Source organism: Caulobacter sp. GW821-FHT10C03 (assembly GCF_059415485.1).
The window spans coordinates 142138-167546 of sequence record NZ_JBWKNI010000009.1; the positions used below are offsets into that span (position 1 = coordinate 142138).

Annotated in this window: 24 protein-coding genes and 1 tRNA gene; 14 read left to right on the plus strand and 11 right to left on the minus strand. The window is 70.1% G+C overall.

Annotated features, from left to right (window positions below):
- Positions 1 to 116: 116 nt before the first annotated feature.
- The 3 genes from AC07NG_RS13935 to AC07NG_RS13945 are packed head-to-tail and all read right to left on the minus strand — an operon-like array spanning position 117 to position 4572.
- A complete protein-coding gene (locus AC07NG_RS13935) occupies positions 117 to 2564 on the minus strand; it encodes an ABC transporter permease (protein WP_494594610.1) in 2448 nt (815 codons plus the stop codon).
- Between the two features lie 11 nt (positions 2565 to 2575).
- A complete protein-coding gene (locus AC07NG_RS13940) occupies positions 2576 to 3256 on the minus strand; it encodes an ABC transporter ATP-binding protein (protein WP_487289745.1) in 681 nt (226 codons plus the stop codon).
- A gap of 2 nt (positions 3257 to 3258) precedes the next feature.
- The gene (locus AC07NG_RS13945) at positions 3259 to 4572 is read right to left on the minus strand and encodes an efflux RND transporter periplasmic adaptor subunit (RefSeq protein WP_494594612.1); all 1314 of its coding nucleotides are present in this window, start codon (positions 4570 to 4572) and stop codon (positions 3259 to 3261) included.
- 117 nt (positions 4573 to 4689) lie between these two features.
- Between AC07NG_RS13945 and AC07NG_RS13950 the strand changes: the two genes are divergently transcribed.
- From AC07NG_RS13950 to AC07NG_RS13960, 3 genes are all read left to right on the plus strand, one after another.
- Positions 4690 to 5247 carry a response regulator gene (locus tag AC07NG_RS13950; RefSeq protein ID WP_494594613.1) on the plus strand — a complete coding sequence of 186 codons (558 nt, stop codon included), beginning with the start codon at positions 4690 to 4692 and terminating at the stop codon, positions 5245 to 5247.
- On the plus strand, positions 5237 to 6442 hold the full coding sequence (locus AC07NG_RS13955) for a sensor histidine kinase (RefSeq protein ID WP_494594614.1): 1206 nt from the start codon (positions 5237 to 5239) through the stop codon (positions 6440 to 6442). Before AC07NG_RS13950 ends, AC07NG_RS13955 begins: the two co-directional genes overlap by 11 nt.
- A 99-nt stretch (positions 6443 to 6541) precedes the next feature.
- Complete coding sequence (locus tag AC07NG_RS13960; protein WP_110120652.1) at positions 6542 to 6736, plus strand: hypothetical protein; 195 nt, start codon at positions 6542 to 6544, stop codon at positions 6734 to 6736.
- A gap of 17 nt (positions 6737 to 6753) precedes the next feature.
- Here the strand turns inward: AC07NG_RS13960 and AC07NG_RS13965 are convergent.
- From AC07NG_RS13965 to AC07NG_RS13975, 3 genes are all read right to left on the minus strand, one after another.
- A tRNA-Thr gene (locus AC07NG_RS13965) sits at positions 6754 to 6828 on the minus strand.
- Between the two features lie 232 nt (positions 6829 to 7060).
- Positions 7061 to 7843, minus strand: a complete 783-nt coding sequence (locus AC07NG_RS13970; RefSeq protein ID WP_494594616.1) for an acyl-CoA thioesterase — start codon at positions 7841 to 7843, stop codon at positions 7061 to 7063.
- Positions 7844 to 8068: 225 nt separating this feature from the next.
- Positions 8069 to 8950, minus strand: a complete 882-nt coding sequence (locus AC07NG_RS13975; RefSeq protein WP_494594618.1) for a helix-turn-helix domain-containing protein — start codon at positions 8948 to 8950, stop codon at positions 8069 to 8071.
- A 162-nt stretch (positions 8951 to 9112) separates the two neighbouring features.
- Here AC07NG_RS13975 and pobA point away from each other — a divergent pair, with 162 nt between their 5' ends.
- From pobA to pcaDC, 8 genes are read left to right on the plus strand one after another with little or no spacing between them, the layout of a single operon-like run.
- Positions 9113 to 10288 (plus strand): 4-hydroxybenzoate 3-monooxygenase, encoded by a 1176-nt coding sequence (pobA, locus tag AC07NG_RS13980; protein WP_494594620.1) that lies wholly within the window; start codon positions 9113 to 9115, stop codon positions 10286 to 10288.
- A 19-nt stretch (positions 10289 to 10307) separates the two neighbouring features.
- Complete coding sequence (locus AC07NG_RS13985; protein ID WP_494594621.1) at positions 10308 to 11021, plus strand: CoA transferase subunit A; 714 nt, start codon at positions 10308 to 10310, stop codon at positions 11019 to 11021.
- Positions 11021 to 11677 carry a CoA transferase subunit B gene (locus tag AC07NG_RS13990; protein ID WP_110120646.1) on the plus strand — a complete coding sequence of 219 codons (657 nt, stop codon included), beginning with the start codon at positions 11021 to 11023 and terminating at the stop codon, positions 11675 to 11677. Before AC07NG_RS13985 ends, AC07NG_RS13990 begins: the two co-directional genes overlap by 1 nt.
- Positions 11674 to 12873: a 3-oxoadipyl-CoA thiolase gene (pcaF, locus tag AC07NG_RS13995; RefSeq protein WP_494594623.1), complete on the plus strand. Its 1200-nt coding sequence runs from the start codon at positions 11674 to 11676 to the stop codon at positions 12871 to 12873. The genes AC07NG_RS13990 and pcaF overlap by 4 nt, the downstream gene beginning before the upstream one ends.
- A gap of 30 nt (positions 12874 to 12903) precedes the next feature.
- Complete coding sequence (gene pcaH, locus AC07NG_RS14000) at positions 12904 to 13614, plus strand: protocatechuate 3,4-dioxygenase subunit beta (RefSeq protein WP_494594689.1); 711 nt, start codon at positions 12904 to 12906, stop codon at positions 13612 to 13614.
- Positions 13604 to 14290, plus strand: coding sequence for a protocatechuate 3,4-dioxygenase subunit alpha (pcaG, locus tag AC07NG_RS14005; RefSeq protein ID WP_494594625.1), 687 nt, complete (start codon positions 13604 to 13606; stop codon positions 14288 to 14290). Before pcaH ends, pcaG begins: the two co-directional genes overlap by 11 nt.
- Positions 14291 to 14309: 19 nt before the next feature.
- Complete coding sequence (gene pcaB, locus AC07NG_RS14010) at positions 14310 to 15461, plus strand: 3-carboxy-cis,cis-muconate cycloisomerase (RefSeq protein WP_494594626.1); 1152 nt, start codon at positions 14310 to 14312, stop codon at positions 15459 to 15461.
- On the plus strand, positions 15461 to 16639 hold the full coding sequence (pcaDC, locus tag AC07NG_RS14015; RefSeq protein ID WP_494594628.1) for a bifunctional 3-oxoadipate enol-lactonase/4-carboxymuconolactone decarboxylase PcaDC: 1179 nt from the start codon (positions 15461 to 15463) through the stop codon (positions 16637 to 16639). Before pcaB ends, pcaDC begins: the two co-directional genes overlap by 1 nt.
- Before the next feature lie 115 nt (positions 16640 to 16754).
- On the opposite strand, the gene AC07NG_RS14020 is transcribed toward pcaDC, so the two are convergent.
- Genes AC07NG_RS14020 through fliL form a run of 5 tightly spaced genes read right to left on the minus strand, consistent with a single transcriptional unit; the run spans position 16755 to position 22886 of the window.
- Positions 16755 to 19628 carry a tetratricopeptide repeat protein gene (locus AC07NG_RS14020; RefSeq protein ID WP_494594630.1) on the minus strand — a complete coding sequence of 958 codons (2874 nt, stop codon included), beginning with the start codon at positions 19626 to 19628 and terminating at the stop codon, positions 16755 to 16757.
- 20 nt (positions 19629 to 19648) lie between these two features.
- Complete coding sequence (locus tag AC07NG_RS14025) at positions 19649 to 20446, minus strand: MotE family protein (protein ID WP_494594632.1); 798 nt, start codon at positions 20444 to 20446, stop codon at positions 19649 to 19651.
- A complete protein-coding gene (locus tag AC07NG_RS14030; RefSeq protein ID WP_494594633.1) occupies positions 20443 to 21078 on the minus strand; it encodes a DUF6468 domain-containing protein in 636 nt (211 codons plus the stop codon). The genes AC07NG_RS14025 and AC07NG_RS14030 overlap by 4 nt, the downstream gene beginning before the upstream one ends.
- Complete coding sequence (fliM, locus tag AC07NG_RS14035; protein WP_110120640.1) at positions 21075 to 22226, minus strand: flagellar motor switch protein FliM; 1152 nt, start codon at positions 22224 to 22226, stop codon at positions 21075 to 21077. Before fliM ends, AC07NG_RS14030 begins: the two co-directional genes overlap by 4 nt.
- Positions 22227 to 22253: 27 nt before the next feature.
- Complete coding sequence (fliL, locus tag AC07NG_RS14040) at positions 22254 to 22886, minus strand: flagellar basal body-associated protein FliL (protein WP_110120639.1); 633 nt, start codon at positions 22884 to 22886, stop codon at positions 22254 to 22256.
- Between the two features lie 222 nt (positions 22887 to 23108).
- On the opposite strand from fliL, the gene flgF reads away from it, so the two are divergent.
- From flgF to flgA, 3 genes are read left to right on the plus strand one after another with little or no spacing between them, the layout of a single operon-like run.
- Positions 23109 to 23846 (plus strand): flagellar basal-body rod protein FlgF, encoded by a 738-nt coding sequence (gene flgF / locus AC07NG_RS14045; protein ID WP_110120638.1) that lies wholly within the window; start codon positions 23109 to 23111, stop codon positions 23844 to 23846.
- 14 nt (positions 23847 to 23860) lie between these two features.
- Positions 23861 to 24649 carry a flagellar basal-body rod protein FlgG gene (gene flgG, locus AC07NG_RS14050; protein WP_110120637.1) on the plus strand — a complete coding sequence of 263 codons (789 nt, stop codon included), beginning with the start codon at positions 23861 to 23863 and terminating at the stop codon, positions 24647 to 24649.
- A gap of 4 nt (positions 24650 to 24653) precedes the next feature.
- On the plus strand, positions 24654 to 25409 hold the full coding sequence (flgA, locus tag AC07NG_RS14055) for a flagellar basal body P-ring formation chaperone FlgA (RefSeq protein WP_494594635.1): 756 nt from the start codon (positions 24654 to 24656) through the stop codon (positions 25407 to 25409).

The following is a 25409-nucleotide window of genomic DNA, read 5'->3' on the forward strand; positions in this document are numbered from 1 at the left end:
GGCCAGTCAACTGCCCGCCGCGCAGGCGCCCTCCCCGACGAAAAGCCTTTTGGATCAAGGGCGGCGAAGCCTGGGGGAGAGCGCCGCAACGCTCTCCACCTGACCGTGCGCGCCGTTCACTCGCTGCGCAGCGCCTTGCCGGGCGAGGTCGCGGCCGCCGCCCAGCCCAGCCCGCCGACGGTCGCCAGACCGATGGCCAGAGCCGCCGCCGCGCCGGCCAGGAAGATCCCCGGCCCAATGCCCACCGGGTCGTCGAACTGCGACAGCCAGCGCCGCAGCGCCCACCAGGCCAAGGGCCAGGCGATCAGGCAGGCGATCAGGATCGGCCGCAGGAACTGGCCGATCAGCAGCCGCGCCACCTGCGGGCTCGACGCTCCCAGCACCTTGCGCAGGCCCACCTCCCGCGCCCGCCGCGAGGTGTTGAACGCCGCCAGGCCGTAGAGGCCGATGCAGCCGATCCCCGCCCCCGCCGCGGCCCCCAGGCTGAACAGGTTGGAGCGATCGCGCTGGGGCTTGTAGTAGCGATCGAGATTGGCGAGCGCCGTCTTGCCCTCGAACGGCGTGCTCGGCGCGGCCTGCCGCCAGGCCGCCTCCAGCCGCGCCCGCATCGCCGCGTCGTCCACCCCTGAATAGCGCACCATGGTGATCGGCCAGTCCGCCGGCCACCAGGCCGGATAGCCGCTGAACAAGTAGATCTTGGCCGACACCTTCTCCATCGGACTGTAGAAGCGCATGTCCTCGACCACGCCGACGACGCGCACCTTGCGGCCGGCGAAGTCCATCAGCTTGTCCAGCGCCTCCTCCGGCGAGGCGTATTCCATCAGCTTCACGGTCGCGCGGCTGATCACCACGTTGGTCACGGTGTCGGGCGTGGCCTTGGGATCGTACTGCTCGTCGCCGCCGTGCTGCAGGTCCAGCAGCCGCCCGGCGATCAGCTTGCCCCCCAGCGCCTGGAAGTAGTCCGGCCCGATCGACGACAGGTTCAGGGTGGGCGAAAGACCCGGGCGCGCGGCCCGGTCAAGGCGCGTGGCCGACGAATTGCTGTTGAAGCTGTCGTCGGCCGGGGCGTTGCTGCTGGCCGTCACCGCGATCACGCCGGGGATGCGCCTGACCGCCTCCCAATAGGCGTTGCGCTGCTCGGGCGTCACCCCGACCCCCCGCGTGGCCGTGACCAGAAAGAGCCCGTCGCGGCGATAGCCGAAGTCGGCGTCCTGCATGTGCCGGATCTGGCCCAGGAACCCCAGCATCAGCACGAAGGCGGCCACCACCGCGGCGAACTGGCAGACCACCAGCGCCTCGCGCAGCCGCGCGCCGAACCGGCCGCCGCTGGGCGCGCGGCTCGAGGCCAGCACCTGGGCCGGCTTGAACGCCGCCAGCATGAAGGCCGGATAGACCGCCGCCAGCAGGCCCGCCGCCAGCACCACGCCGAACACGCCCGCCACCCAGGCGCCGTCCTGCCGGTAGTCGAGATCCAGCGACAGCCCGCCCGCCGCGTTGATCAGCGGCAGGGCCAGTTCCACCACCGCCAGGCCGATCAGGAACGCCAGGGCGATCGTCACCGCCGCCTCGCCCAGGAACTGGGTCCGCAGCGTCCCGGGTCCCGCCCCCAGCGTCTTGCGCACGGCCACTTCACGCGCCCGCAGGCCCGCCCGTGCGGTCGCCAGGTTCACATAGTTGATCAGGGCCAGCGCCAGGGCCACGATCCCGACCACGCCCAGGGTGTCGACCGCCGCCCGCTGCTTCGGATCCAGCAGGTGGACGTCGCCCGCAGGCACGAACTTCAGGGCCAGCATCTCATGCGGGACGACGTCGCCAAAGGTCTTGCCCACCCGTCGATCGACGAAGGCCGGCAACTGCGCCTCCAGGGCGCGCGCCTGCTCGGGCCGGTCGAACTTGAAGAAGGTGTTGAGCTGGATCGACCCCCAGTGATGCCAGCTCTCTTCCTTGGCCGTCCTGACGGCGGTCAGCGGCCGCAGCATGTCGAGCTTGAGGCTGGAGTTCTTGGGCAGGGTCTTGAGCACCGCGCTGATCGTGTAGCTCGCCCGCCCTTCGGTGTCGGTCATCTCCAGCGTCCGCCCGACGACGTCCACCGTGCCGAAATACTTGCGCGCCAGATCCTCGGAGATCGCCATCCGGCTCGGATCGGCCAGGGCCGTGCGGGCGTCGCCGGCCAGCAGCGGGACCTGGAAGAACTCCAGGAACTCGGGATCGACCAGCTCCATCTGCTCGGCCGTGGCGACCGCGCCCCTGTGCACCGTGGCCTGCTGGGACCAGTCGCGCACGCCCCGCACGTCGGGATAATCGGCTTTCATCTCCTCCAGCAGGCCGCCCATCGCCCCCACCCGCGTGGCGTTCGAGAAGCCGGGGATGTTGTAGGCCACACCGCCCGTGTAGATCTTGCCGCGCTCGGGCGTCCAGCGCTCGTAGCTGGTCTCGAAGCGATAGAGCAGGCTCAGCGTCAGGAACGTCGCCACGCCCAGGCTGAGGCCCAAAAGGTTCAGCGCCGCATAGAGCGGCCGCCGGGTGAACGAGCGCCAGAAGGCGACCAGGATCGAACGCAGCACGCCTCGCCTCCTCAGATCGCCTGGGCGACGGAGGCCACCAGCCGCCCGTCGAGAATGTCGATGCGGCGGCCTGCCTGGTCGGCGTGGCTGGGCGAGTGGGTGACCATGACGATCGTCGCCCCGGCCGCGTTCAGGCCCTTGAGGATCTCCATCACCTGGGCCCCGTTCTCGGTGTCGAGATTGCCGGTCGGCTCGTCGGCCAGGATCAGGCTGGGCTCGCCGACGATGGCGCGCGCGATCGCCGCCCGCTGCTGCTGGCCGCCCGACAGCTGGTGCGGGAAGTGCCGCGCCCGGTGCCCGACGCCCACACGGTCCATGGCCGCCTCGACCAGCGCCCGGCGCGAACCCTGGCGGCCCTTGCGATAGAGCAGACCCAGTTCGATGTTTTCGGCGATGGTCAAATCATCGACCAGGTTGAAACTCTGGAAGATGAAGCCCAGCCGTTGGGCGCGATGCTGGGCCAGGGCCGCCTCGCTGCTGGCCGTCAGGTCCGCGCCGTCGAACAGGTACCGCCCCTCGGTCGGCCGATCGATCGTGCCCAGGATGTTGAGCAAGGTCGACTTGCCGCAGCCGGACGGACCCATGATGGCCACGAACTCGCCCTGGCGGATGGTCAGCGACACGTCGTGCAGGGCCGTGGTCTCGATCTCGTCCGACCGATAGCGGCGCGAGAGGGATTTCAGTTCGATCATGGTCAGTCTCTCGCTCGAAGTCGCAGGGTCTTGGCTTTCTGCAGGTCCTGGGCGCCGGCGGTGACGATCCGCTCGCCGGGCGCCAGACCGCTCACCACCTCGACCTGTTCGGGATTGCGCCGGCCGATGGTCACCGCCCGCCGCTCGGCGCGCTTGCCGTCGGGCGACAGGACGAAGGCCCAGGTTCCGCCGGTCTCGCTCAGCCAGGCGCCGGACGGGGCGATGACCGCGCTGGCTGGCTGGCCCAGCGACAGGCGCAGGTCGATGGCCTCGCCGCGCTTGAGGCCGGCGGGCTGGGCGCCGGCGAAGGCCAGTTCCACCGTCACCCGCCCGGCGGTCACCTGGGGAAACACCTTGGCCACGCGGGCCTGCACCGTGCGGCCGTGGACGGTCGCCTCGGCGCTCTGCCCCACCGCCAGGCGCTGCAGGTAGAATTCGTCGACCTGGGCTCGCAGCTTGTAGGCGTCCTCGACGTCCACCTGGCCCAGGCTCTGGCCCAGGGTCACGGCCTGGCCGGGCTTGAGGTCGAAGGCCGTCAGCCGGCCGCTCATGGGCGCGCGGACGACCAGGGCCGAGCGCCCCGCCCCCACCTCCACGAGGTTGCGCCGCAGGTCTTCGGCCGTGCGCGCGGCCTGGGCTCGTTGGGACACGTAGAACGCCTTGTCCGAGGCCTGGCCGGCCTTCAGCGCCGCCACGCGCTGGCGCTGGTAGGCGGCCTCGTCGGCATAGGGCTTGACCGCCGCCTCGCTAAGCAGGTCACGCGACAGCAGCACCTGGCGCTTCTCCAGCTCCTGCTGGGCCTTGTTCAGCGCGTGCGAAGCGTCGGCCAGGGCCTGCTCGCGGTTCTCCTCGGCCGACTTCAGCGACATCACCCGGCTGGCGTTGTCGCTGATCCGCGCCGAGATGTCGGCCTCGCGGGCGGCGGCGTCGAGGCTGAGCTGGGCGTTGCTGAGCCGCGCCAGCACCTGGCCGGCGCTGACCCGGTCGCCGTCGGCCGCGCCGACGCTCTCGACCCGGCCCGAGGCCTCCGCCGCCACCAGGGTGGTCTCCGCCGGCGCCGCCTCGGCCCGCACCGGGGCGTAGTCGAGATAGGGCGCGCGGGCCACCGCGCCGATGGTCAGCAGGTTGGCGTCGATATTCACCGACCCCGCCCTCGGCGACAGGGTCCAGGCAACGGCGCCGACCACGACCACCGCCACGGCGGCCGCGCCCAGCCGATAAGCGCGTTTGGCGTGCCATGGCCGCTCGACGCGGCGGTCCATGCCGCCGGCGCCGGCGTCGTCATGGGTTAAGGAAAGCAGGACGGTCCTGGTCATGCTGCTAGGCTAACAGCATCGACTCAATAGACATAAATAACTGATTTTGTTTGATTTATACGGAATTTCAGCAGATTCTCCACCTCAACCGCCGCTTGAGAGTGTACGTTTCCGAACATGTCCGACGCCCGGCCCACCGTCCTCTTTCTCGACGACGATCCAGACATCCTGACCTCCGCCAGCCTGGTGCTACAGCGGGGCGGTTTCGCCTTCGTGGGGCTGGAGACTCCGGCCGCCGCGCACGAGCGTCTGGCCCGGGGCGGGATCGACCTCTTGCTGCTCGACCTCAACTTCCGGCGCGGCGACACCTCGGGCGAGGCGGGCCTGGCCTTCCTGGAAGCGGCCCTGGCCGCGACGCCCGAACTGCCCGTCGTGGTGGTCACCGGCCATTCGGGCATGGCCATCGCCATCCAGGCCATGCGCCTGGGCGCCCAGGACTTCGTGGTCAAGCCGTGGAACAACGACCGCTTCCTGGGCTCGATCCAGGCGGCGCTGGAGGCTCCGCGCCGCGTGCCCGCCGGCCTGCCGCCCAAGGACCTGAACCTGGAGCGCTCCGAGCGCGCCCTGGTGCAGGCCGCCCTGTCCCGGCACGGCTTCAACGTCTCCCAGGCGGCCAAGGACCTGGGCATCACCCGGGCGGCGCTCTATCGGCGGATGGAAAAGCATGGGCTTTAGGCCGCTCGCCCTGCTGCTGGCGGTCCAGGCCGCGCTGTTCGCCGTCGGCGCCCTGGCCTGGCTGGCCTTCACCCACGGGCTCTACGCCAACGCCCTGCTCTGCGTGCTGATCGCCGCCGGCCTGGCCACCGCCCTTTCCCAGCGCCTGCTGTCGGGACGCCCGCTAGCCGCCCGCGCCGCGCTGCCGGGCGAAGCCTTCGCCGCCGACCTCAGCCGTCGCCGGCTGCAGCTGCTGCTCGACCAGACCCCCTCGCCGATCCTGCTGCGCGGCCAGGACGACCAGGTCATCGCCGTCAACCGCGCCGCCCGGCGGCTGTTCGACACGCCCTACGCCCTGCCCTCGGCCGCCCGCCGCGCCCTGACCGACGGCCAGCCCTTGGCCGACCTTGTCACCCCCGTCCGCTGGCGCGACGCCGCCTACGCCGTCAGCCGCGCCGAACTGATCGAGAACGGCCAAGCCGCCGATCTGGTGGTGCTGACCGACATCTCCGCCGACGTCCGCGCCGCCGAGGCCACCGCCCTGCGCGACCTGCTGCGGGTGCTGAACCACGAGCTGATGAACGCTCTGACCCCCGTCGCCTCGATGAGCCGCAGCGCCCTTGATTTGCTGCGCGACGGCGGCGACGAGGCGACCGCCACGGCGATCAAGGCCCTGGAGCGGGTGGTGGCCCGCACCGCCGGCCTGCAGGACTTCATCAACGCCTATCGCACCATGACCCGCCTGCCGCCGCCGGTGCGCACGCTCGCCAGCCTGCCCGCCTGGTTCGACGTCGCCTGCGAGAGCTTCGAGGCCCAGTGGCGCGACAAGGGCGTGGCGCTGGAGCGCACGGCCCCGCCGGAGCTGGAGGTCCGCCTCGACGAGGACCAGATGTGGCTGGCCGTCGGCAACCTGCTCAACAACGCCGCCCAGGCCGCGCTGGAACGCCCCGCCCCGCGCGTGCGGCTGTCGGCCGAACGCGTCGGCGAAGCCCTGCACATCACCGTCGAGGACTCGGGCCCCGGCGTCGCCCCCGACCAGGCCGACCAGGTGTTCCTGCCCTTCTACACCACCAAGGCCACGGGCTCGGGCGTCGGTCTCAGCCTCGCCCGCCAGATCGTCCAGGCCCACGGCGGCGCCCTGGCGCTGCTGCCGCTCGAGCCCGGCGATCCGGACGCCCTGGGCGGCGCGCGGCTTCGCCTGACGATGGCTTTCTGAACGTCGAAAGAGGTTCCGCTCGGGAAGCTGACATCATCGTGTCTTGGTCGAGAGCCCGCTCGCCTGCAATCTCAGGATAAGGAACGGGAGGACTTTGCCATGACCGAACGCGTCTTTCGACAGGGCGACATGATCCTGCGCACCGGCGCCGGCCTGCCCCACCTGGGCGTCTTCACCGGCCAGGTCTACGAGGTCGAGGATTTCGAGCGCCATCATTCCGAGGGCCTGACCGTGCGCGGCGTGCTCGAGTCCCTCGATCCGGCCGGCTTCGTTCACTACGAGCCCGAGGCCTGAGAGGGATTTCTGGGAGCTGGTGCCGGCTGAGGGGATTGAACCCCCGACCTTCGGTTTACAAAACCGCTGCTCTACCGCTGAGCTAAGCCGGCGCCTCGACGTCGGCGAACGGCGCGCGTTCGCGAACGGGCGTTCTCCTTAGCCGCAGTCGATGACACGAGGCAATGGCCGCCGACGCCGGCGACGGGCGGATATCCCAACCGCCTCGCGTGGTCCTCGCCCTTCGACAGGCTCAGGATGAGGACCAAGACGGGCGCCGGCGATAGAAAAACCTCATCCTGAGCTTGTCGAAGGACGAGGTTTTCGCCCGGACGCCGCCCCGCCCTAGAGGAACACCGCCACCGTCTGGCGCGCCGCGATCAGCGGCTGGCCGTCCCGGCTCCACAGGGTCATGGCCTGGGCCGAATAGCCTTCTGCGATGGTTTCCGCGCGGCTGGACATCAGCCGCCAGCCGTCGTCGTCGTCGGGAACCTCGCCCAGCACGTCCATCGACCAGGTCATGGTCGAGATCGGCGCGAACTGGTCGAACACCGACAGGGCCGGCGGCGGCAAGGCGTCGGCCAGGGCGACCATCGCCGCCAGCGACCGCGCGGCCGGATCGCGATGACGGATCCAGACCAGGAAGTCCGGCGGACCGCCGCTCAGCGGCCGGCCGCCAGCCACGTAGCGGAACTCGAACTGGCGGGCGAAGGCCGGACCCGCGCCCTCCGGAATGAAGATCTCGCAGCCCTCGGGCGCGGGCGCGTCGGGGGCCGGCAGGTCCAGGTGATCGAGCTTGGAGGCCCGCGGGGCGCCGAAGGTCAGCAGGCCGCAGGTGGCCAGGCCCCCTTCCCCGTGCAGATCGACATTGGCGAACAGCGCCGACTTGCCCTGCCGCAGCACCTCGACCTTGGCGCTCAGTTCTCCAGCGGCCGGCCCCACGAACGCGAACTGGGCCGAGCGCAGCGGCGGCGCCTCCGGCAGGCGGCGCGCGGCCGCTTCCAGGCACAGGGCCGCCGACAGTCCGCCATAGGTGGTGCGCCCCTGCTTCCAGTCGTCGCCGACGCTGGCGACCACCGCCTCGCCGTCGATGCGCAAGGCCCCGATCAGTTCGCTGTAGCTGGTCACGGACAAGGCTCTCCCCACGCCAGGACGCGGCGCGCGACCGACATAGTCCTAATTCGAAACTGACGTCAATCGACTGCCGCGATACAGCCGCTATTGCGCCCTGGGCTGCCGCGCCCAGCGAAAACCACGCCCTTCGACAAGCTCAGGGTGAGGTTTTCTACTGAACCGCCGCATCAATGGTCCTCATCCTGAGCCTGTCGAAGGACGAGGACCACGCACTGCCCTCTACACCGCCTCGACCCGCGCGCCCTCGCGGAACGCTCTGGGCGACGCGCCCACCGCCTTGGCGAAGAAGCGCGAGAAATAGGCCGGGTCGTCGAAGCCCAGGTGATAGGCCGCCTCGGCCACCGTCATGTTGGAATAGAGCAGCGCCCGCTTGGCCTCCAGCAGGATGCGGTCCTGCACCAGCTTCAGCGGCGCCGCGCCCGCCGCCTTGCCGCAGGCCGTCCGCAGGCGGCTGGCGGTGACGCCCAGCAGGTCGGCATAGGCTTCCAGCGACAGATGCTCGCGATAGCGGGCCTCGACCAGTTCCCGGAACCTGGCCACCAGGGCCGCATGGCCGCCGATCGCCGCCGGCCCCTCCCCGGCCCGCGCCGAGACGCTCAGGCGAAGGGCTTCGACCAGCACCGTCAGCAGGTGCGCCTCCACCGCCGCCGCATGGCCGGGCGCGGCCCAGACCAGTTCGCGCGCCAGCCCCTCCAGCGCCCCCTCGACCCGAGAGTCCTTGGCCAAGGCCAGCGCCGCCGGCGCCCGGAACAGCCCCGCGAAAGCCGGCTCGCGCATGGAAAGGTCGCGCAGATAACTGTCGGCGATGGTCAGCACCGAGCCGGCCGTCCCCACGTCGTAGGCGAAGCCGTGGACCACGCCCGACGGCACCACCAGCAGGCACGGGGCGGTAAAGGCCACCCGGCGGTCCTCGGCCATCATCGTCCCGCCGCCGGTAGTCAGGTGGAAGACGTGGTTCAGGTCGCCATGGGCGTGGGCCCGGATGTTCCAGTCGTTGGGCCGCGTGCGATCGTCCAAGGCCTCCAGATGGATGAACTTGCCCTCGGCGGCCTGGGGCGGCTCGCCGAACAGGAAAAAGCTAGGAACGACAGTCTTTTCCATCGTCAGGTCCGGGAGATCCAGAATTTGTGCGCAATGCGAACACCTGTGCGAAATGTCCAAGTTTTGGCGCGCTCTGTCCATCCCAATCCTAAACCGGAGAGCTAGGCTCCTCCCACACAAGACGCCGTGAGGCGCCCCCAGGGAGCGAGACGTAAGGACCCCATGCGCACTCAGGTCGCCATCATCGGCGCGGGCCCCGCCGGCCTCTTCCTCGGCCACCTGCTGAAGCAGGCCGGCGTCGACGCCGTCATCGTCGAGCGCAAGGACCGCCATTACGTCGAAGGCCGGGTGCGCGCCGGCGTTCTCGAACAGATCACCGTCGACCTGATGGAGCGCCTGGGCCTTGGCGCCCGCATGCGCCGCGAAGGCCTGGTCCACGGCGGCACAAACCTGGCCAGCGACGGCGAGGTCTTCCGCATCGACATGGCCGAACTGACCGGCGGCTCGACGGTGATGGTCTACGGCCAGCAGGAGGTCATGAAGGACCTCTTCGACGCCGCCGAAGAGCGCGGCGTGCAGATCGTCTTCGACGCCGACAAGGTCCAGCCGCACGACATCGAGGGCGACAAGCCCTACGTCACCTGGCGCAAGGACGGCGTCGAGCAGCGCCTGGACTGCGACTTCATCGCCGGCTGCGACGGCTATCACGGGGTCAGCCGGGCGGCGATCCCGGAGGGCGTGCTGAAGACCTTCGAGCGGGTCTATCCGTTCGGCTGGCTGGGCATCCTCACCGAGGCCCCGCCCTGCGACCACGAGCTGATCTATTCCAACCACGAGCGCGGCTTTGCCTTGGCCTCAATGCGCTCGCCGACCCGCAGCCGCTACTACGTGCAGTGCTCGCTGGACGACCGGATCGAGGACTGGTCGGACGAGCGGTTCTGGGACGAGGTCTCGATCCGCCTGGGTCCCGACGCGGCCTCGCGCATCGTCCGCGCCCCCTCGTTCGAGAAGTCGATCGCCCCCCTGCGCAGCTTCGTCGCCGAGCCGATGCGCCACGGCCGTCTGTTCCTGGCCGGCGACGCCGCCCACATCGTGCCGCCCACCGGGGCCAAGGGCATGAACCTGGCCGTCTCCGACGTGGTCATGCTGTCGGAAGCCCTGACCGAATACTTCAACGAGGGCTCCAAGGCCGGGATCGACGGCTATTCGGCCCGCGCTCTCGCCCGCGTCTGGAAGGCCGAGCGGTTCTCCTGGTGGTTCACCAGCCTGACCCACCGCTTCCCCGACCGCGACGGCTTCGACCGCAAGATGCAGGTCGCCGAACTCGCCTACATCAAGGGCTCGCGCGCCGCACAGGTGACGCTGGCCGAAAACTATGTCGGCCTTCCGTTGGTTTAGCGGGAGCCCAGGAGTCAGCATGAAGAGCAAGATCTACGAGAGCGCCGCGGCCGCCCTGGAGGGCGTGACCTTCGACGGCATGACGCTGATGTCCGGCGGCTTTGGCCTGTCGGGCAATCCCGAGACCCTGATCCCGGCCCTGAAGGACACCGGCGTGAAGGGCCTGACCGTGATCAGCAACAACTGCGGCGCCGACGGTTTCGGCCTGTGGATGCTGCTCAACAACGGCCAGATCAAGAAGATGGTCTCGTCCTACGTCGGCGAGAACAAGCTGTTCGAGCAGCTCTACCTGTCGGGCGAACTCGAACTCGAACTGAACCCGCAGGGCACCCTGGCCGAGCGCATCCGCGCCGGCGGCGCCGGCATCCCGGCCTTCTACACCAAGACCGGCGTCGGCACCGTCGTGGCCGAGGGCAAGCCGGTCGAGGAGTTCGAGGGCGAGCTTTACGTCCGCGAGCGCTGGCTGCGCGCCGACCTGTCGATCGTGAAGGCGTGGAAGGCCGACCCGGAAGGCAACCTCGTCTTCCGCAAGACCGCCCGCAACTTCAACCCGGTGATGGCCACGGCCGGCAAGATCACCGTCGTCGAGGTGGAAGAGATCGTCGAGGCCGGCGCCCTGGAAGCCGACGGCATCCACACCCCCGGCATCTATGTCGACCGCATCGTGCTCTCGACCATCAACGAGAAGCGCATCGAGAAGCTGACCACTCGTCCGCGCGAGGAGAACGCGTAATGGCCTGGACCCGCGATGAAATGGCCGCCCGCGCGGCCGCGGAGCTGCAGGACGGCTTCTACGTGAACCTGGGCATCGGCATCCCGACCCTGGTCGCCAACCACATCCCCGAGGGCGTGCACGTCACCCTGCAGAGCGAGAACGGCATGCTCGGCATGGGGCCCTTCCCCTATCCGGACGAGGTCGATCCCGACCTGATCAACGCCGGCAAGCAGACCATCACCCAGCTGCCGACCTCAAGCTTCTTCGACAGCGCCCAGAGCTTCGCCATGATCCGCGGCGGCCATGTGGACCTCACGGTCCTGGGCGCCATGGAAGTGGCCCAGAACGGCGACATCGCCAACTGGACGATCCCGGGCAAGATGGTGAAGGGCATGGGCGGGGCCATGGACCTCGTCGCCGGCGTCAAGCGCGTCATCGTTGTCATGGACCACGCCAACAAGGCCGGCGAGAGCAAGGTGCTGGAGCGCTGCGCCCTGCCCCTGACCGGCGCGGGCTGCGTCGACATGGTCATCACCGACCTCTGCGTCTTCACCCTGGAGCGCGGGGCCGACGGTCAGAAGAGCCTGAAGCTGGTTGAACTGGCTCCAAACGTTCGTTTGGATGAGGTCAAGGCCAAGACCAAGGCCGCCTTCGACCCCGGAGCCTTCCAATGACGACCGCTTACATCTGCGACGCCATCCGCACCCCGTTCGGCCGCTACGGCGGCTCGCTGTCGAAGGTGCGGGCCGACGACCTGGCGGCCATCCCGCTGAAGGCCCTGATCGCCCGCAATCCCGGCCTCGACTGGGCCGCGGTGGACGAGGTGATCTACGGCTGCGCCAACCAGGCCGGCGAGGACAACCGCAACGTCGCCCGCATGGCCCTGCTGCTGGCGGGCCTGCCGGAAACCGTACCGGGCGTCACCGTCAACCGCCTGTGCGCCTCGGGCCTGGAGGCGGTCGGTACGGCCGCCCGCGCCATTCTCGCCGGCCAAGCCGACCTCGTCATCGCCGGCGGCGTCGAAAGCATGAGCCGCGCGCCCTTCGTCATGGGCAAGGCCGACAGCGCCTTCTCGCGCGCGGCCAAGATCGAGGACACCACCATCGGCTGGCGCTTCGTCAATCCGGCGATGCAGAAGGCCTACGGCGTCGACTCCATGCCCGAGACGGCCGAGAACGTCGCCGCCGACTACGGCGTGACCCGCGCCGACCAGGACGCCTTCGCCCTGCGCAGCCAGCAGCGCGCGGCCGCCGCCATCAAGGCCGGCTTCTTCGACGGCGAGATCACGCCCGTCGAGATCCCCGGCAAGGCCGGCCCCACCATCGTCGACCGCGACGAGCATCCGCGCGAGACCACTCTGGAGACCCTGGCCAAGCTGAAGCCCGTCGTCCGTCCGGACGGCACGGTGACCGCCGGCAACGCCTCGGGTGTCAACGATGGCGCCGCCGCGATCATCCTGGCCTCGGAAGAGGCGGTGAAGCGCCACGGCCTGACCCCGCGCGCCCGCGTGCTGGGCTACGCCACCGCCGGCGTCGCTCCGCGCGTCATGGGCATCGGCCCCGTCCCGGCCACCCAGCGCCTGCTGGCCCGCACGGGTCTTACGATCGGCGACTTCGACGTCGTCGAGCTGAACGAGGCCTTCGCCGCCCAGGGCCTGGCGGTGCTGCGCGAGCTGGGCCTGCCCGACGACGGCGCCCACGTGAACCCCAACGGCGGCGCCATCGCCCTGGGCCACCCCCTGGGCGCCTCCGGCACGCGCCTGGCCCTGACGGCCCTGCGCCAGCTGGAAGCGACCGGCGGCAAGCGCGCCCTGGCCACCCTCTGCATCGGCGTGGGCCAAGGCGCGGCCCTCGCCATCGAACGTGTCTGACGACCGAAAGACTAGGAGGTCCTCGTGACCCTGATCCTGCCCTATGCGCGGGAAGACGCCGGCCAGCCGCTGTCGTTGTTCCCCGGCTACGCCTCGACCGTGGCGCGCTCGCCGCGCCAACCACTGGTCAAGATCCCCCACACCCTGACCGAGACCACGGGTCCGGCCGGCCAGTGGGAGAACCTGATGGGCGCGTCCCTGGCCGACCTGACGGCCCAGCACAAGGGCACGCCGCAAGGCCAGCGCATCGTCGTCTCCGGCCGCGTGCTCGACGAGAACGGCCGCCCCGTGCCCAACACGGTGATGGAGATCTGGCAGGCCAACGCCGCCGGCCGCTACATCCACAAGAAGGACCAGTGGGACGCCCCGCTGGATCCCAACTTCACCGGCGCCGGCCGCGTCGTCACCGACGATCAGGGCCGCTACCAGTACGTGACCATCCGTCCGGGCGCCTATCCGTGGGGCAACCACCACAACGCCTGGCGGCCGTCGCACATCCACCTGTCGCTGCTGGGCCCGGCATTCGCCAGCCGCATCGTCACCCAGATGTACTTCCCCGACGATCCGCTGATCGAGATCGACCCGATCGCCAACGCCGTGCCCATGCCCTACCGCGACCGCATGGTCTCGCGCTTCGACATCGAGACCACCAAGCCCAACTGGGCGCTGGGCTACCTGTTCGACGTGGTGCTGCGCGGCCGCGATGCGACCCCCACCGAGGACGACCACCATGACGACTGAGCAGGTCAACCCGGCGCCCCGCCACGACAACCAGGACCCGGCCCTGTTCGGCCAGACCCCGTCGCAGACCGTCGGCCCGTTCTTCCACTACGGCCTGCCCTGGAAGGGCGGCGCCGACCTGGTCGGCCAGTCGGAGATGGGCGCGCGCCCCGAACTGTTCCCCGAGGAGCACTACGTACTGAACCTGTCGCCGCCGCGCGGCGCGGTCAACGGCGAGGTCATCACCCTGGAAGGCGTGGTCTATGACGCCGACGGCAAGCCGATCCCGGACGCCATGATCGAGATCTGGCAGGCCAACGCCGCCGGCCGCTACGCCAGCCCCGACGACGACCGCGCCGAGATCCCGCTCGACGAGGGTTTCGTCGGCTTCGGCCGCGCCTCGACCGACGAGAGTGGCCTCTACCGCTTCAAGACCGTGCGCCCCGGCGCGGTCCCTGGTCCCGGCAACAGTCTGCAGGCCCCGCACATCGCCGTCGGCGTGTTCGGCCGCGGCCTGATCAAGCGCCTGGTCACGCGGGTCTATTTCGAGGACGCCGCCCAGAACGCCGAGGACCCGATCCTGGCCCTCGTGCCCGTCGAGCGTCGCGACACCTTGATCGCCCGCAAGGTCGGTGACGCCTGGCGCTTCGACATCGTCTTGCAAGGCGAGCGCGAAACCGTCTTCTTCGACGTCTAGCCGCCCAGGAGTCGAACCCTTGCCATCCCTGATCCGCGATCGCGCGGCCTCGACGCCCGCCATGCTGGCGATCTTCGGCGACGAGGCCTTGCTGCGCGCGGCCCTGCGCTTCGAGGCGGGCCTGGCCCGGGCGCAGGCGGACGTCGGGTTGATCGATGCGAACGCGGCGGACTGCATCGCCGCCGCCTGCGCCGATCTTCCCGACGTCGAGCTTCTGGCGCAGGCCGCCGCCCACGCCGGCACACTGGCCATCCCCCTGGTCAAGGACCTGCGCGGCCGCATCGCCAATCCGGCGATCGCCGCCCTGGTGCACAAGGGCGCCACCAGCCAGGACCTGGCCGACACCGCCCTGGTCCTCCAGGCCAAGGCCGGCATGGCGCTGATCGTCGAGGAGGCCCAGCGCCTCGCCGCCGGCCTCGCCCTCCTGACCAGGGCCCACGCCGCCACCCCGATGATCGGCCGCACCCTGTTGCAGGCGGCCCTGCCGATCACCTTCGGCGCCAAGACCGCCCAATGGCTGCTGGGCGTCGACGCCGCCCTCGCGCGGTTCGAGACCGAAGCCGCCGGCGCCCTGCAAGTCCAGCTCGGCGGCGCCACCGGCTCCCTGGCCGGCCTGGACGGCAAAGCCTTCGCCGTCTCCGATCGCTTGGCCCAGATCCTCGACCTCGCCCCCGCCGTCGCTCCCTGGCACGCCCGCCGCGAAGCGATCGCGGCCCTCGCGTCGGCCCTGGCCATACTGGTCGGCGCGGTTGGCAAGGTCGCCCGGGATCTGTCCCTGATGGCCCAGGGCGAGGTGGCCGAGGCCTTCGAGCCCCGCGTCGAAGGGCGCGGCGGCTCCTCGGCCATGGCCCACAAGCGCAACCCCACCGCCTGCCAGACGGCCCTCACCGCCGCCATCCGCGCCCCGCACCTGGCCGCAACCCTCGTCGCCGCCCTGCCCCAGCCGCACGAGCGCGACCTGGGCGGCTGGCAGGCCGAGGGTCCGGTGATCGCCGAGCTCTTCCAGCTGGCCCACGGGGCCCTGGCCGTCATGGCCCCGGTCATCGAAGACCTGGAGGTCCACACGGATCGCATGGCCGCCAACCTCGCCGCCGCCGGCGTCGGGACCGACACGGGCGAGAGCCAGAGCATCGCTCTCAGGGCCCTCGCCCACTACCAAAAGGACCGCTGATGGCCTTCGCCCAAGCCGCCGACGGCGCCCGCCTCTATTTCCGCCTCGACGGCAGCTCTGAGAAGCCCGCCCTGGTGCTGCTGAACTCGATCGGTTGCGACATCGGCCTCTACGACGCCGCCGCCCCGCTGCTGCTTGCCAACTTCCGCCTGCTGCGCCTCGACACACGCGGTCACGGCGCCTCTGACGCCCCGGCCGGCGACTACAGCCTGGACCTGCTGGCCGGCGACGTGCTGGCCGCCATGGACGCGGCCGGCGTCGAAAAGGCCGCCGTCGTCGGCACCTCGCTGGGCGGCATGATCGCCATGGAGCTTGCCCTCAAGGCGCCCGCGCGCCTGACCGGCCTCGTCCTGGCCTGCACCTCGGCCGCCATGGACGCCGCCGCTTGGCAGGCCCGTATCGACACCGTCCGTAGCCAGGGCCTGGCCGCCATCGCCGACATGGCCCTGGGCCGGTTCTTCTCGAAAGACTTCCGCGCAAAGCATCCCGAACAGGTCGAGACCGTTCGCGCCGGCCTGCTGGCCACCAGCGCCGAGGGCTACGCCGCCTGCGGCGCGGCCATCCGCGACATGGACCTGCTGGAGCGGATTTCCGCCATCGCCGTCCCCACCCTGGTGATCGGCGGGACCAAAGACGTCTCCACGCCCTTCGAAGGCCACGGCGATCGCATCGCCGCCGCCATCCCCGGCGCGGCGACCGCCCTGATCGACGCCGCCCACCTGCCCTCGATCGAGGCCCCGACCGCCTTCGCCGGCGCCGTGCGCGCCTTCCTCGGCGCCGATCCGGCCGAGCGCGCGGCGAAAGACACGCTGTTCGAGGCTGGCCTGAAGAACCGCCGCAAGGTGCTGGGCGACGCCTGGGTCGACAAGTCCCTGGCCAAGCGCACGGCCTTCACCGCCGACTACCAGGCGATGATCACCCGCTACGCCTGGAACGAGATCTGGGGCCGCCCGGGCCTCGACCACAAGACCCGCCGCCTGCTGGTGCTGGCCATCTGCGCCTCCCTCGCCCGCTGGGAAGAGTTCCGCCTCCACGTCCGCGCCGGCCTGGAGCAAGGCGGCTTCACCCAGGACGAGCTCAAGGAGGTTCTGATGCAGACCGCGATCTATGCCGGAGTGCCGGCGGCGAACACGGCCTTCACCGAAGCGGCCAGCGTGATCGCTGAACTGGGGCTGTAGAAGACCCCCTCAGTCGGCTTCGCCGACAGCTCCCCCAAAGGGGGAGCATCTTCGCGGACTAGATCCTCCCCCTCTGGGGGGTGGCCCGGAGGGCCGGAGGGGGCCTTCCCCGGCGCTAGCTCTTCGGCGTCGCCGCCGCGCGGAACCGGTCCTTCATCTTCGCGACCCAGCCGTTGAACACCTCGTTCTCAGCCGTCACCCGCCCGAAGTCGGCGCTCGATCCCACGCTGTCGACCCCGGCCAGCGCCACGCGCAGGCCTTCGGGGTTGCGCGCCGTGCCGATCAGGTTGGTGTAGCGCGTGCGCAGGCGGCCCAGCGACGCGTCGTCGTCCGACAGGCTGAAGGCCACGGCGGCGCGCATCAGCTTGGCCTCGTCCGAGGGCGACAGGCCCGCCGGGTTCTTGAAGCGGTCGCCCAGGGCGGCCTCGTAGAGCTTGCCGGCCAGCGGCCAGTTGCGCTGCTTCCAGGCGATGTCGCCGCGGATGTCCTGGGCGTCCTTGCCCTTGTCGCCCTCGATCACCTCCAGGGCGTCGTCGTAGCGGCCCAGGGTCATCAGGGCGCGGGCTGTGGCCAGGCGCCGCTCGCTGTTGAGGGCCGGCGGCAGGATCGTGGTGCGGGTGTTGTTGATCGCCGCCAGCGCGTCCTCGGGCTTGCGGTCCATCAGGTAGATCCAGGCCAGGTCCGTGGCCACCTGGGCCTTGGGCACGCCGTTCAGGCGGTTGTCGACCTGGTACTTCAGCAGCTTGGCGGCCTCGTCCAGCAGGTCGACATCGACCAGCCGGCGCACGAGGTTGCGGACCATCTGGTCGCCGTCGTTCCCGATCGGCGTCAGGTCCTGGTAGTCGTAGAACAGCCCCACGGCCTGGATCGGCTGCATGCCGTCGGCCAGGCCGTCGAGGAACAGGGTGCGGAAGGCGCCGTAGAGGTCGTTCTGCAGGGCCACCGCCTGCGGCAGGTCGGGCAGCACCTTGTTGGCCGAGCGCAGCACTTCCAGCGCCTCGCGATAGCGGCCCTGGTCGATATAGAGCTTGCCCAGCGCCCGCACGACGTCCAGCTCGACGCCGTCGCCGCGCCAGCGGAAACGCAGCTGGTCCAGGGTCTTGGCGGCCTCGGCCGGCGAGATCTGGTTCTTTTCCAGCTTGATGCGGGTGGCGTGCAGGATGGCCGGCGTGGCGATGCGGTCGATCGGCGCCTTGCCGATCGCCTGGAACATCTTCAGCGCCTTGTCCTTGCGGCCTTGCAGCTCGAACGCCTTGGCCAGCGTCAGCCGCAGGATCAGTTGGTCGACGATCGGCACCTTGGGCAGCTTCAGGGCCTGGTTGACCAGGCGCTCGGCCCCGATCCCGTCGCCGGTGGCCACCGCCGACTCCGCCTGGGCGCCCAGGAAGCGGGCCTGCCAGACGTTCGGGAACAGGTTCATCGCCTGGGCGCCGGCCGCGAACTTGTTGCGGGCGTCCACCCACTGGCCCTGCTTGTAGGCGACATAGCCGCGCCACAGGGCGCTGGACGGATCGTCCGACAGCACCGGCGAGGAGAAGTCGGCCTCGGCCTCGGCCCAGCGTCCGGCCATGGCCTTGGCCGCGCCGCGCAGGCCCCGGAACTCGGCATCGCCCAGCAGGGTCTGCTGCTTGCGGGCGGCGGCGTTCAGCACGCCAATGGCCTCGAACGACAGCTTGGAGCCGACCAGGAAGCGGGCCAGGGCCATGCGGGCGGCGATGTCGCCCTGGCGGTCGGCCGGATCGACGGCGGCGATGGCGGCCTGCAAGGCGTCGTAGCGGGCCATGAAGCCGCCCGAACCGGTCTTCGGCCAGTTCTCCAGGTCGACGACCGCCGGCATGGCCGCCGGCTGCGGCGCGCCGGTGATCACTTCCTCGCCCGCGCTCGACGCCGAGGCCGGCGACAGCACCAGGCCCTTGGGCCGGCCGATGCGGACGATGTCGCCTTCGGTCAGCACCTGCAGGTCGCTGGCGAAGGCCTCGACCGCCAGGCCTTGGGCCGACGGCAGCAGGGCCATCTCGACATATTCGCGGCGCGACGGCAGGCCCTTGGACGGCGCCAGGGCCGGCACCACGGCCAGGCGGTCGCCGACGGCCGGATCATTGACCCACACCGGACGCCCCGCCCCGGCCAGATTGGCCGACAGGCTGGCGGGAGAAGCGGTCTCGTCGCGGGCGACCTTGATCGGATCGGGTTCGGGCTGCAGGCCAGCCCCCAGGGCCACGGTCCAGACGTTCCCCTGCCCTTCGGCATAGACCGGCACGCCGGGCTTGGCGACGATGCGCAGGGCCGAATAGTCGGGTCCGCGGAAGACCTGGATCTTGGTGTGGTTTGGGCCGGTCTGCGGCGTGCGGCCCAGCTCCAGGCGCACCGAGGCGTCGAACACCACCCACACGGCCTCGCCGCGCTTGAAGACGGCGGCGGCGGCGGGCGCGGCCCAGGTGGTGACGAACTGGGTCTGGCCGTCGGTCTTGCTGTAGTTCACCGCCACCACGCCGCTGGCGGGGGCGGGATTGGGCCGGCGCGGATCGCGCGGAGCCGGAGTCGGGGCCGTCGGCGGGGCGCCCGGCGTCGCGGCTTGGGGCGGCTTGGCGAAGACGTTGACGAAATCGACGCCGTCGGCGCGGCCGACCCGCAGGTCGGCGTCGTCGGTCAGGGTCAGGACCAGTTCCAGCGCGCCGCCGGCGTGGCGGGCCTCGACTGTCCGGATCCAGCGCGGCGGCGCGATGCGCAGGGCGGCGATGTTGGGATTGGCGTCGCGGCCAAAGCGCAGGATCGCCTGCTGGCCCTCGCGGCGCATCTTCATCGCCGGAGCACGGCCGCTCCAGCGGAACTCCAGGCGCGAGAAGTCGGGAGCCTGGGCCGCGCGGACGACGAGATCGCCCTGGGTAGCTTGAGCGGCGGCGGGTCCCGCGGCCTGGACGGCGGGCGCGACTACGCCGGCGATGCAGATCGCCGCGACGCTCGCCCTCAACGCCCCCCGCAGGTTCATAAGCCCCCCTTGGCCTTTCCCTAGCCGGCTTTCTTCGGCGCGCCGGCGCCGGCCAGCGGCGGAGCCGCGGCGGCCTGCTGGCCACCGGCCGCGCCGGCCGGCGCGGCGGCGTTGTCGGCCACGGCGGCCTTGCCCTTGGCGATGGCGTCGCCCGAGAAGCGGCTGGCCAGGCGCTCGGTCAGCACCTTGGCGTCGCCCGGCGCCATGTTGGCCAGGATCATCGCCAGGGTGCGTTCCTTCATCTTGGCGGCGATCGGCAGGCGCACGCTGTCGTCCAGCAGCGTCAGGCGGACGGCGGCGTCCTTGGGCTTCATGGCCGAGAACACGCTGACCATGCGGTCGACCTCGGCGGCCTTCTGCGAGTCCGCCTGCCCCAGCAGGTTCTGGATCTCGCCCTTCATGCCGTTGAGGTTCTTCATCTTGGCGTCGAGCTTGGCCTCGGCGGCGGCCAGCAGCTGCAGCTGCACGTCGATGTCCTGCTCGCGCTGGTCCAGCTGCCCGCGACGCTGGCCCAGGCTCTGCAGCACGCGCAGTTCGGCCGGCGACAGGCCGGCTTCCTTGGCGAGATCCGTGGCCGACGGGGCGCAGATGCGCGGCGGGGCGGCGGTCGAAACCTTGGCGGCGGCGTCAGCGCCCGCGCCGTCGGCCGAGGCGGCCTCTTCGCCTTCCTTCTTGTCGGTCTTGCCCACGCCTTCGGCAAACGCTTTCGCGCCGCCCAGCAGGTCGGGCATCGACTTGGCGCCGGCCAGGGCGTTGACGGCCAGGACGCCGACGACGGCGACGCCGACGATCGGCAGGATGCGAGGAACGTTCTTCATCGACGGTCTCTGAAAGGCGATCCGGGCCGCGACGAGGGGTCGGGGCCGTCGAACAGGTCATCATCCACCCGCGCCCGTGAACGGGGCGTTTCCCGCGAGGGATTAACAGGCGGATTAAGCGAGGAATTCGAAGGCGTCGCGGGACGCGAGGTCGCAGGGCCGCTCGTGCGGGCGCGGGCTTCGCGCTCCAGCATGGCTTCGAAGTCCTGCGCGCTCAGGCGGCGACCGCCGGCGGGGCTCGGCGCGGGCGCCGGCTCGGGAGCCTGCGACGCGACGAAATCACGCGGATCGCGGGCCGGGCGCTGGCCCAGTTCTTGGCGGGGTTCACGCGTCTCGATCCGCGGCGCCGAGGCCGCGCGGGTCATGCGGTCGTCCAGCTGGGCGGCCAGGGCCTTGGCCTTCTCGATGCGGTCGGCCAGGTATTCGGAAGCCTCGTCGGTAGCCGCGCGCAGGTCGGCCAGGCCCTGCTCGGCGCGCTGGGCGGCGTTGTCGAGATCGGCCACGGCCTTGGCGAAACCGTCCTGGGCGTCGCGCAGCGCCTTCAGCTTGCGCTCCAGGCGCCAGCCGAAGACCAGCGCCACCATCAGGAGCACCGCCAGAAAGACCTGCAGGGCGACCGCGACCAGGCTCATTTCAGCTTCTGAACCGCCTTCTTCGCCGCGGGCGTCAGCGGGGCGTCGGCCCGAATGGCGATGGAATGGTTACGACGGCCCATCCGGCCGCGCGTAAGCGGAATCGACCCCGCCCGCAACTCCACCAGACTGTCGGGCGTGGCGTTCAGCATCAACGTGTCGCCGACCTGCAGGTTCAGCACCTTGGAAAGCGGCAGCTGCTGCTCGTCGAGCACGGCGCGCACCTCCATCTGGGTGGTCCAGAGTTCGGTGGCCAAGTGGCCTTCCCAGATGTTGTCGCGGCCGAACTTCTCACCCATGAACTGCTGCAGCAGCATCTTCCGGATGGGTTCGAGCGTGGCGTAGGGCAGCAGCAGCTCGATGCGGCCGCCACGGTCTTCCATGTCGATGCGCAGCTTCACCAGGATCGCGGCGTTGGCCGGCCGGGCGATGGCGGCGAAGCGCGGGTTCGTCTCCAGGCGGTCCAGGGTGAAGGCCACCGGATGCAGGGGCTCGAAGGCGGCCTTGGCGTCGTTCAGCACCACCTCGACCATCCGCTGCACCAGCACGCGTTCGATGGTCGTGTAGGGACGGCCCTCGATGCGCATGGCCGCGGTGCCGCGACGGCCGCCCAGCAGCACGTCGACGATCGAGTAGATCAGGTTGGAGTCGACCGTCAGCAGGCCGTAGTTGTCCAGCTCCTCGGCCCGGAACACCGCCAGGATGGCCGGCAGCGGGATCGAGTTCAGGTAGTCGCCGAAACGGATCGAGCTGATGTTGTCGAGGCTGACCTCGACGTTGTCGGAGGTGAAGTTGCGCAGGGACGTCGTCATCAACCGCACCAGGCGGTCGAAGACGATTTCCAGCATCGGCAGGCGCTCGTAGGAGACCAGCGCCGAGTTGATGATCGCGCGGATGCCGGTGCGGTCGTCGGAGCCGTCGCCGGACAGGTCGAAGCCCAGCAGGCTGTCGATCTCGTCCTGGTTCAGGATGCGCTCGGCGCCCATGCCGTCGCCGCCGCCGTCGTCCCAGCCCCCCATGCCGGCCATGCCGCCGCTGAAGTCGCCGAAGCTGTTCATCTCGCCGCCGCCAGCGGCGTCGAAGGTCCCCGGAGGGTTCTCCGCGGCCCACTGGGCCATTGCGGCCTGATCGTCGATCTCGTCTGCCATGATGGTTCGCTTCAGCCAGCCCGGGGACTAGTTGATCAGCATCTCCTCGATCAGGACGGCGTTCACTTTCGAAGGGGCGGCCACCAGGTTCACCCGGCGCAGCAGTTCGGAGCGCAGCTGGTAGCTGCCCTGGCTGCCGGCGAGATCCTCGGGACGCAGCTCGCGCAGGAAGGTCTGGAACATGTCGGTCAGGCGCGGCAGGTTCGGCGTCAGCTCGTCGGCCGTCTCCTGGTCGGGCAGTTCGAAGGTCAGCTTCAGCTTCAGGAAGGTCGACTTGCCGTCGGCGGACTGCATGTTCACCACGATGTCGGGCAGGGTGTAGAACACCACGCCGTCGGGGCCTTCCTTGATGACCGGCGCGCCGGCGCCGCCGTCGGCCTTGGCGCCTTCGCCGCCCTCGCCGTGGCCGCCTTCCTTCTTCTCTTCCTTTTTCTTTTCCTTCTTCTCGCCATGCTCGCCGGCCGCGGCTTCGCCCTCGGCGGCCGGCTTCGGCTTCATCAGCAGGAAGGCCGTGGTCCCGCCGCCGATCAGCAGCACGAGCGCGCCGGCGGCCCCGGCGATCAGGATGATCGGCGGCTTCTTCTTGGCGGAAGCTTCACCCTCGACGGCGCCCTCTTCGCCTTCCGGGGCGGGAGCTTCCTTGGGCGGTTTCTTGGCCACGCGCGAGTTCCTTGAAAACTATGGGTCCTACTTGTGCGCGAGCATGGTTAACGATCTCTTTTGACGGCCATTTGGTCGCAGGCTGAATCTGCCCGGCGCATCCCCTCAAAGCGTCGCCGTTAACCACCCTGTTTGCTGATTTCATTGCGCTTTTCGAGTTGGCACGAGGATTGCTTGTAGGGTTTCGGCGCATTTGTCGCGCCAAACTGCGAGTTAATCGTCATGGACAACGCGCTGTATGTGGGCCTTTCGCGGCAGATGACGCTCCGTCGTGAGCTGGACATCGTCGCGAACAACATCGCCAACGCCAACACCACCGGCTTCAAGGTCGAGGACCTGATGGTCCGCACCGAAGCGGCCAAGCCCGCGCGCACCGCTGGCGGCCCCGCGCCGATCAAGTTCGTGATGGACGACGGCGTCGTGCGCGATTTCAAGCCCGGCGCCCTCAACCAGACGGGCGGCAGCCTCGACCTGGCCCTCGAGAACCAGGGGTTCTTCAAGGTCCAGACCGCCGAAGGCGAGCGCTACACCCGCGACGGCCGCTTCACGACCAACCCCGAAGGCGTGCTGACCACCCAGCAGGGCGCCCCGGTGCTCGACGACGGCGGCGGCCAGATCACCCTCGACCCGCAGCTGGGCGCCGTCACCATCGGCCGCGACGGCATCGTCAGCCAGGGCGCGGCCCGGGTCGGCAAGATCGGCGTCGCCCGCTTCTCCGACCTCTCCTCGCTGCGCAAGCAGGGCGACAACCTCTATCGCAACGCCGGAAACGAGACCCCGCAGTCGGCCACCGACGCGGTCATTCACCAAGGGATGCTGGAGGGGTCGAACGTCCAGCCCGTCCAGCAGATCACCAAGCTCATCGAGGTCAGCCGCGCCTACGAGAGCATCGCCAAGATGATGGACCAAACCGCCGAACTCTCGCGCTCCGCCGTCGAGCGTATGGGCAAGGTCCAGTAAGGGATTAACGACAGATGCAAGCGCTCCGCACCGCCACGACCGGCATGGCTGCACAGCAGCTGAACGTCGAGGTCATCTCGAACAACATCGCCAACATGAACACCATTGGCTACAAGCGCCAACGGGCCGAGTTCCAGGACCTGCTGTACCAGACGATCGAGCGCGCCGGCGCCCAGTCGTCGAGCGACGGCAACGTGGTCCCGACCGGCATTCAGATCGGCGGCGGCGTCAAGGCCGGCTCGGTCTACCGCATCACCGAGCAAGGCACCCCGACGGCCACCAACAACCAGCTGGACGTGGCCATCCAGGGCAAGGGCTACCTGCAGATCCTGATGCCCTCGGGCGAGACGGCCTACACCCGCGCCGGCAACTTCTCGACCAACGACCAGGGCCAGATCGTCACCGAGGACGGCTACACGGTGCAGCCCGGGATCACGATCCCGGAGAACGCCACGGCCATCACCATCGGCAAGACCGGCCTGGTGCAGGTCACGCTGGACGGCCAGGCCGACCCGCAGACCGTGGGCCAGATCGAGCTGGCCAACTTCATGAACGAAGGCGGCCTCGAGGCCATCGGCGACAACCTCTATCTGGAGACCGGCGCCTCGGGCGCGGCCAACGTCGCCGCTCCCGGCTCCACCGGCTTCGGCACCCTGCTGCAGAACTACACCGAAGCCTCGAACGTCGACGCGGTCAGCGAAATCACCTCCCTGATCGTCGCCCAGCGCGCCTACGAGATGAACTCCAAGGTCATCACCACGGCCGACCAGATGCTCCAGGCCACCTCGAACCTGAGGTCGTAAGCTCATGAAAAGCCTGCTCCTCGCCGCCGCCCTGCTGATCGCCGCCCCCGCCGCCTTCGCCGGCCAGCCGGTCGACCTGCGCAACAACACCACCGACGCCGACGGCGTCGTCACCCTGGGCGAACTGTTCGAGGGCGCCGGCTCGGCCGGCGGCGTCGTGGTCGCCCGCCGCGCCGGCCCCAGCGTCGTGCTCGACGCCGCCCAGCTGCAGATGACCGCCCGCCGCAACGGCCTCGACTGGGCCAATCCCCAGGGCCTGCGCCGCGTCATCGTCCGTCAGGGCGTCGAGAACGGCGGCCAGCTGGCCGGCGCCGCCGGCGTCCAGCGCGGCAACGTGGAGGTTCTTGCCTATGCCCGCAGCCTCGCCGCCGGCGAGGTCGTGCAGCCCGCCGACCTGGTGTGGATCAAGGTCGCCGCCGCGCCCATGGATGCTCCCCGCGACGCCGACGCCATGATCGGCATGAGCGCCAAACGCCCGCTGCGCCAAGGCGCGGCCGCCGCCCTGCGCGACGTTTCCGCCGCCCAGGTCATCGCCAAGGGCGATGTTGTCGCAGTCACCTACGATTACGACGGCGTGGCCCTCACCTTGCAGGGCAAGGCCGTGACCGGTGCGGCCGTGGGCGAGACCCTCAGCATCCAGAACACCGCCAGCAAGAAGATCATCGAAGCGGTGGCCTCCGGCCCCGGTTCGGCCGTCGTCGGCCCTCAGGCGCAAGCCCTGAAGGCTCCCCGCAATTCCGTGCGCTACGCCGCCCGCTAA

What these genes read in the sequence shown, in the direction of transcription:
- pcaF (WP_494594623.1), top strand. Translation starts at nt 11,674, where the DNA reads ATGACGACCGCTTACATCTGCGACGCCATCCGCACCCCGTTCGGCCGC.
- AC07NG_RS14020 (WP_494594630.1), bottom strand. Translation starts at nt 19,628, where the DNA reads ATGAACCTGCGGGGGGCGTTGAGGGCGAGCGTCGCGGCGATCTGCATC.
- pcaDC (WP_494594628.1), top strand. Translation starts at nt 15,461, where the DNA reads ATGGCCTTCGCCCAAGCCGCCGACGGCGCCCGCCTCTATTTCCGCCTC.
- fliM (WP_110120640.1), bottom strand. Translation starts at nt 22,226, where the DNA reads ATGGCAGACGAGATCGACGATCAGGCCGCAATGGCCCAGTGGGCCGCG.
- AC07NG_RS14030 (WP_494594633.1), bottom strand. Translation starts at nt 21,078, where the DNA reads ATGAGCCTGGTCGCGGTCGCCCTGCAGGTCTTTCTGGCGGTGCTCCTG.
- AC07NG_RS13960 (WP_110120652.1), top strand. Translation starts at nt 6,542, where the DNA reads ATGACCGAACGCGTCTTTCGACAGGGCGACATGATCCTGCGCACCGGC.
- AC07NG_RS13940 (WP_487289745.1), bottom strand. Translation starts at nt 3,256, where the DNA reads ATGATCGAACTGAAATCCCTCTCGCGCCGCTATCGGTCGGACGAGATC.
- AC07NG_RS13950 (WP_494594613.1), top strand. Translation starts at nt 4,690, where the DNA reads ATGTCCGACGCCCGGCCCACCGTCCTCTTTCTCGACGACGATCCAGAC.
- AC07NG_RS14025 (WP_494594632.1), bottom strand. Translation starts at nt 20,446, where the DNA reads ATGAAGAACGTTCCTCGCATCCTGCCGATCGTCGGCGTCGCCGTCGTC.
- pcaG (WP_494594625.1), top strand. Translation starts at nt 13,604, where the DNA reads ATGACGACTGAGCAGGTCAACCCGGCGCCCCGCCACGACAACCAGGAC.
- pobA (WP_494594620.1), top strand. Translation starts at nt 9,113, where the DNA reads ATGCGCACTCAGGTCGCCATCATCGGCGCGGGCCCCGCCGGCCTCTTC.
- AC07NG_RS13975 (WP_494594618.1), bottom strand. Translation starts at nt 8,950, where the DNA reads ATGGAAAAGACTGTCGTTCCTAGCTTTTTCCTGTTCGGCGAGCCGCCC.
- AC07NG_RS13985 (WP_494594621.1), top strand. Translation starts at nt 10,308, where the DNA reads ATGAAGAGCAAGATCTACGAGAGCGCCGCGGCCGCCCTGGAGGGCGTG.
- flgA (WP_494594635.1), top strand. Translation starts at nt 24,654, where the DNA reads ATGAAAAGCCTGCTCCTCGCCGCCGCCCTGCTGATCGCCGCCCCCGCC.
- flgF (WP_110120638.1), top strand. Translation starts at nt 23,109, where the DNA reads ATGGACAACGCGCTGTATGTGGGCCTTTCGCGGCAGATGACGCTCCGT.
- AC07NG_RS13955 (WP_494594614.1), top strand. Translation starts at nt 5,237, where the DNA reads ATGGGCTTTAGGCCGCTCGCCCTGCTGCTGGCGGTCCAGGCCGCGCTG.
- flgG (WP_110120637.1), top strand. Translation starts at nt 23,861, where the DNA reads ATGCAAGCGCTCCGCACCGCCACGACCGGCATGGCTGCACAGCAGCTG.
- AC07NG_RS13945 (WP_494594612.1), bottom strand. Translation starts at nt 4,572, where the DNA reads ATGACCAGGACCGTCCTGCTTTCCTTAACCCATGACGACGCCGGCGCC.
- AC07NG_RS13990 (WP_110120646.1), top strand. Translation starts at nt 11,021, where the DNA reads ATGGCCTGGACCCGCGATGAAATGGCCGCCCGCGCGGCCGCGGAGCTG.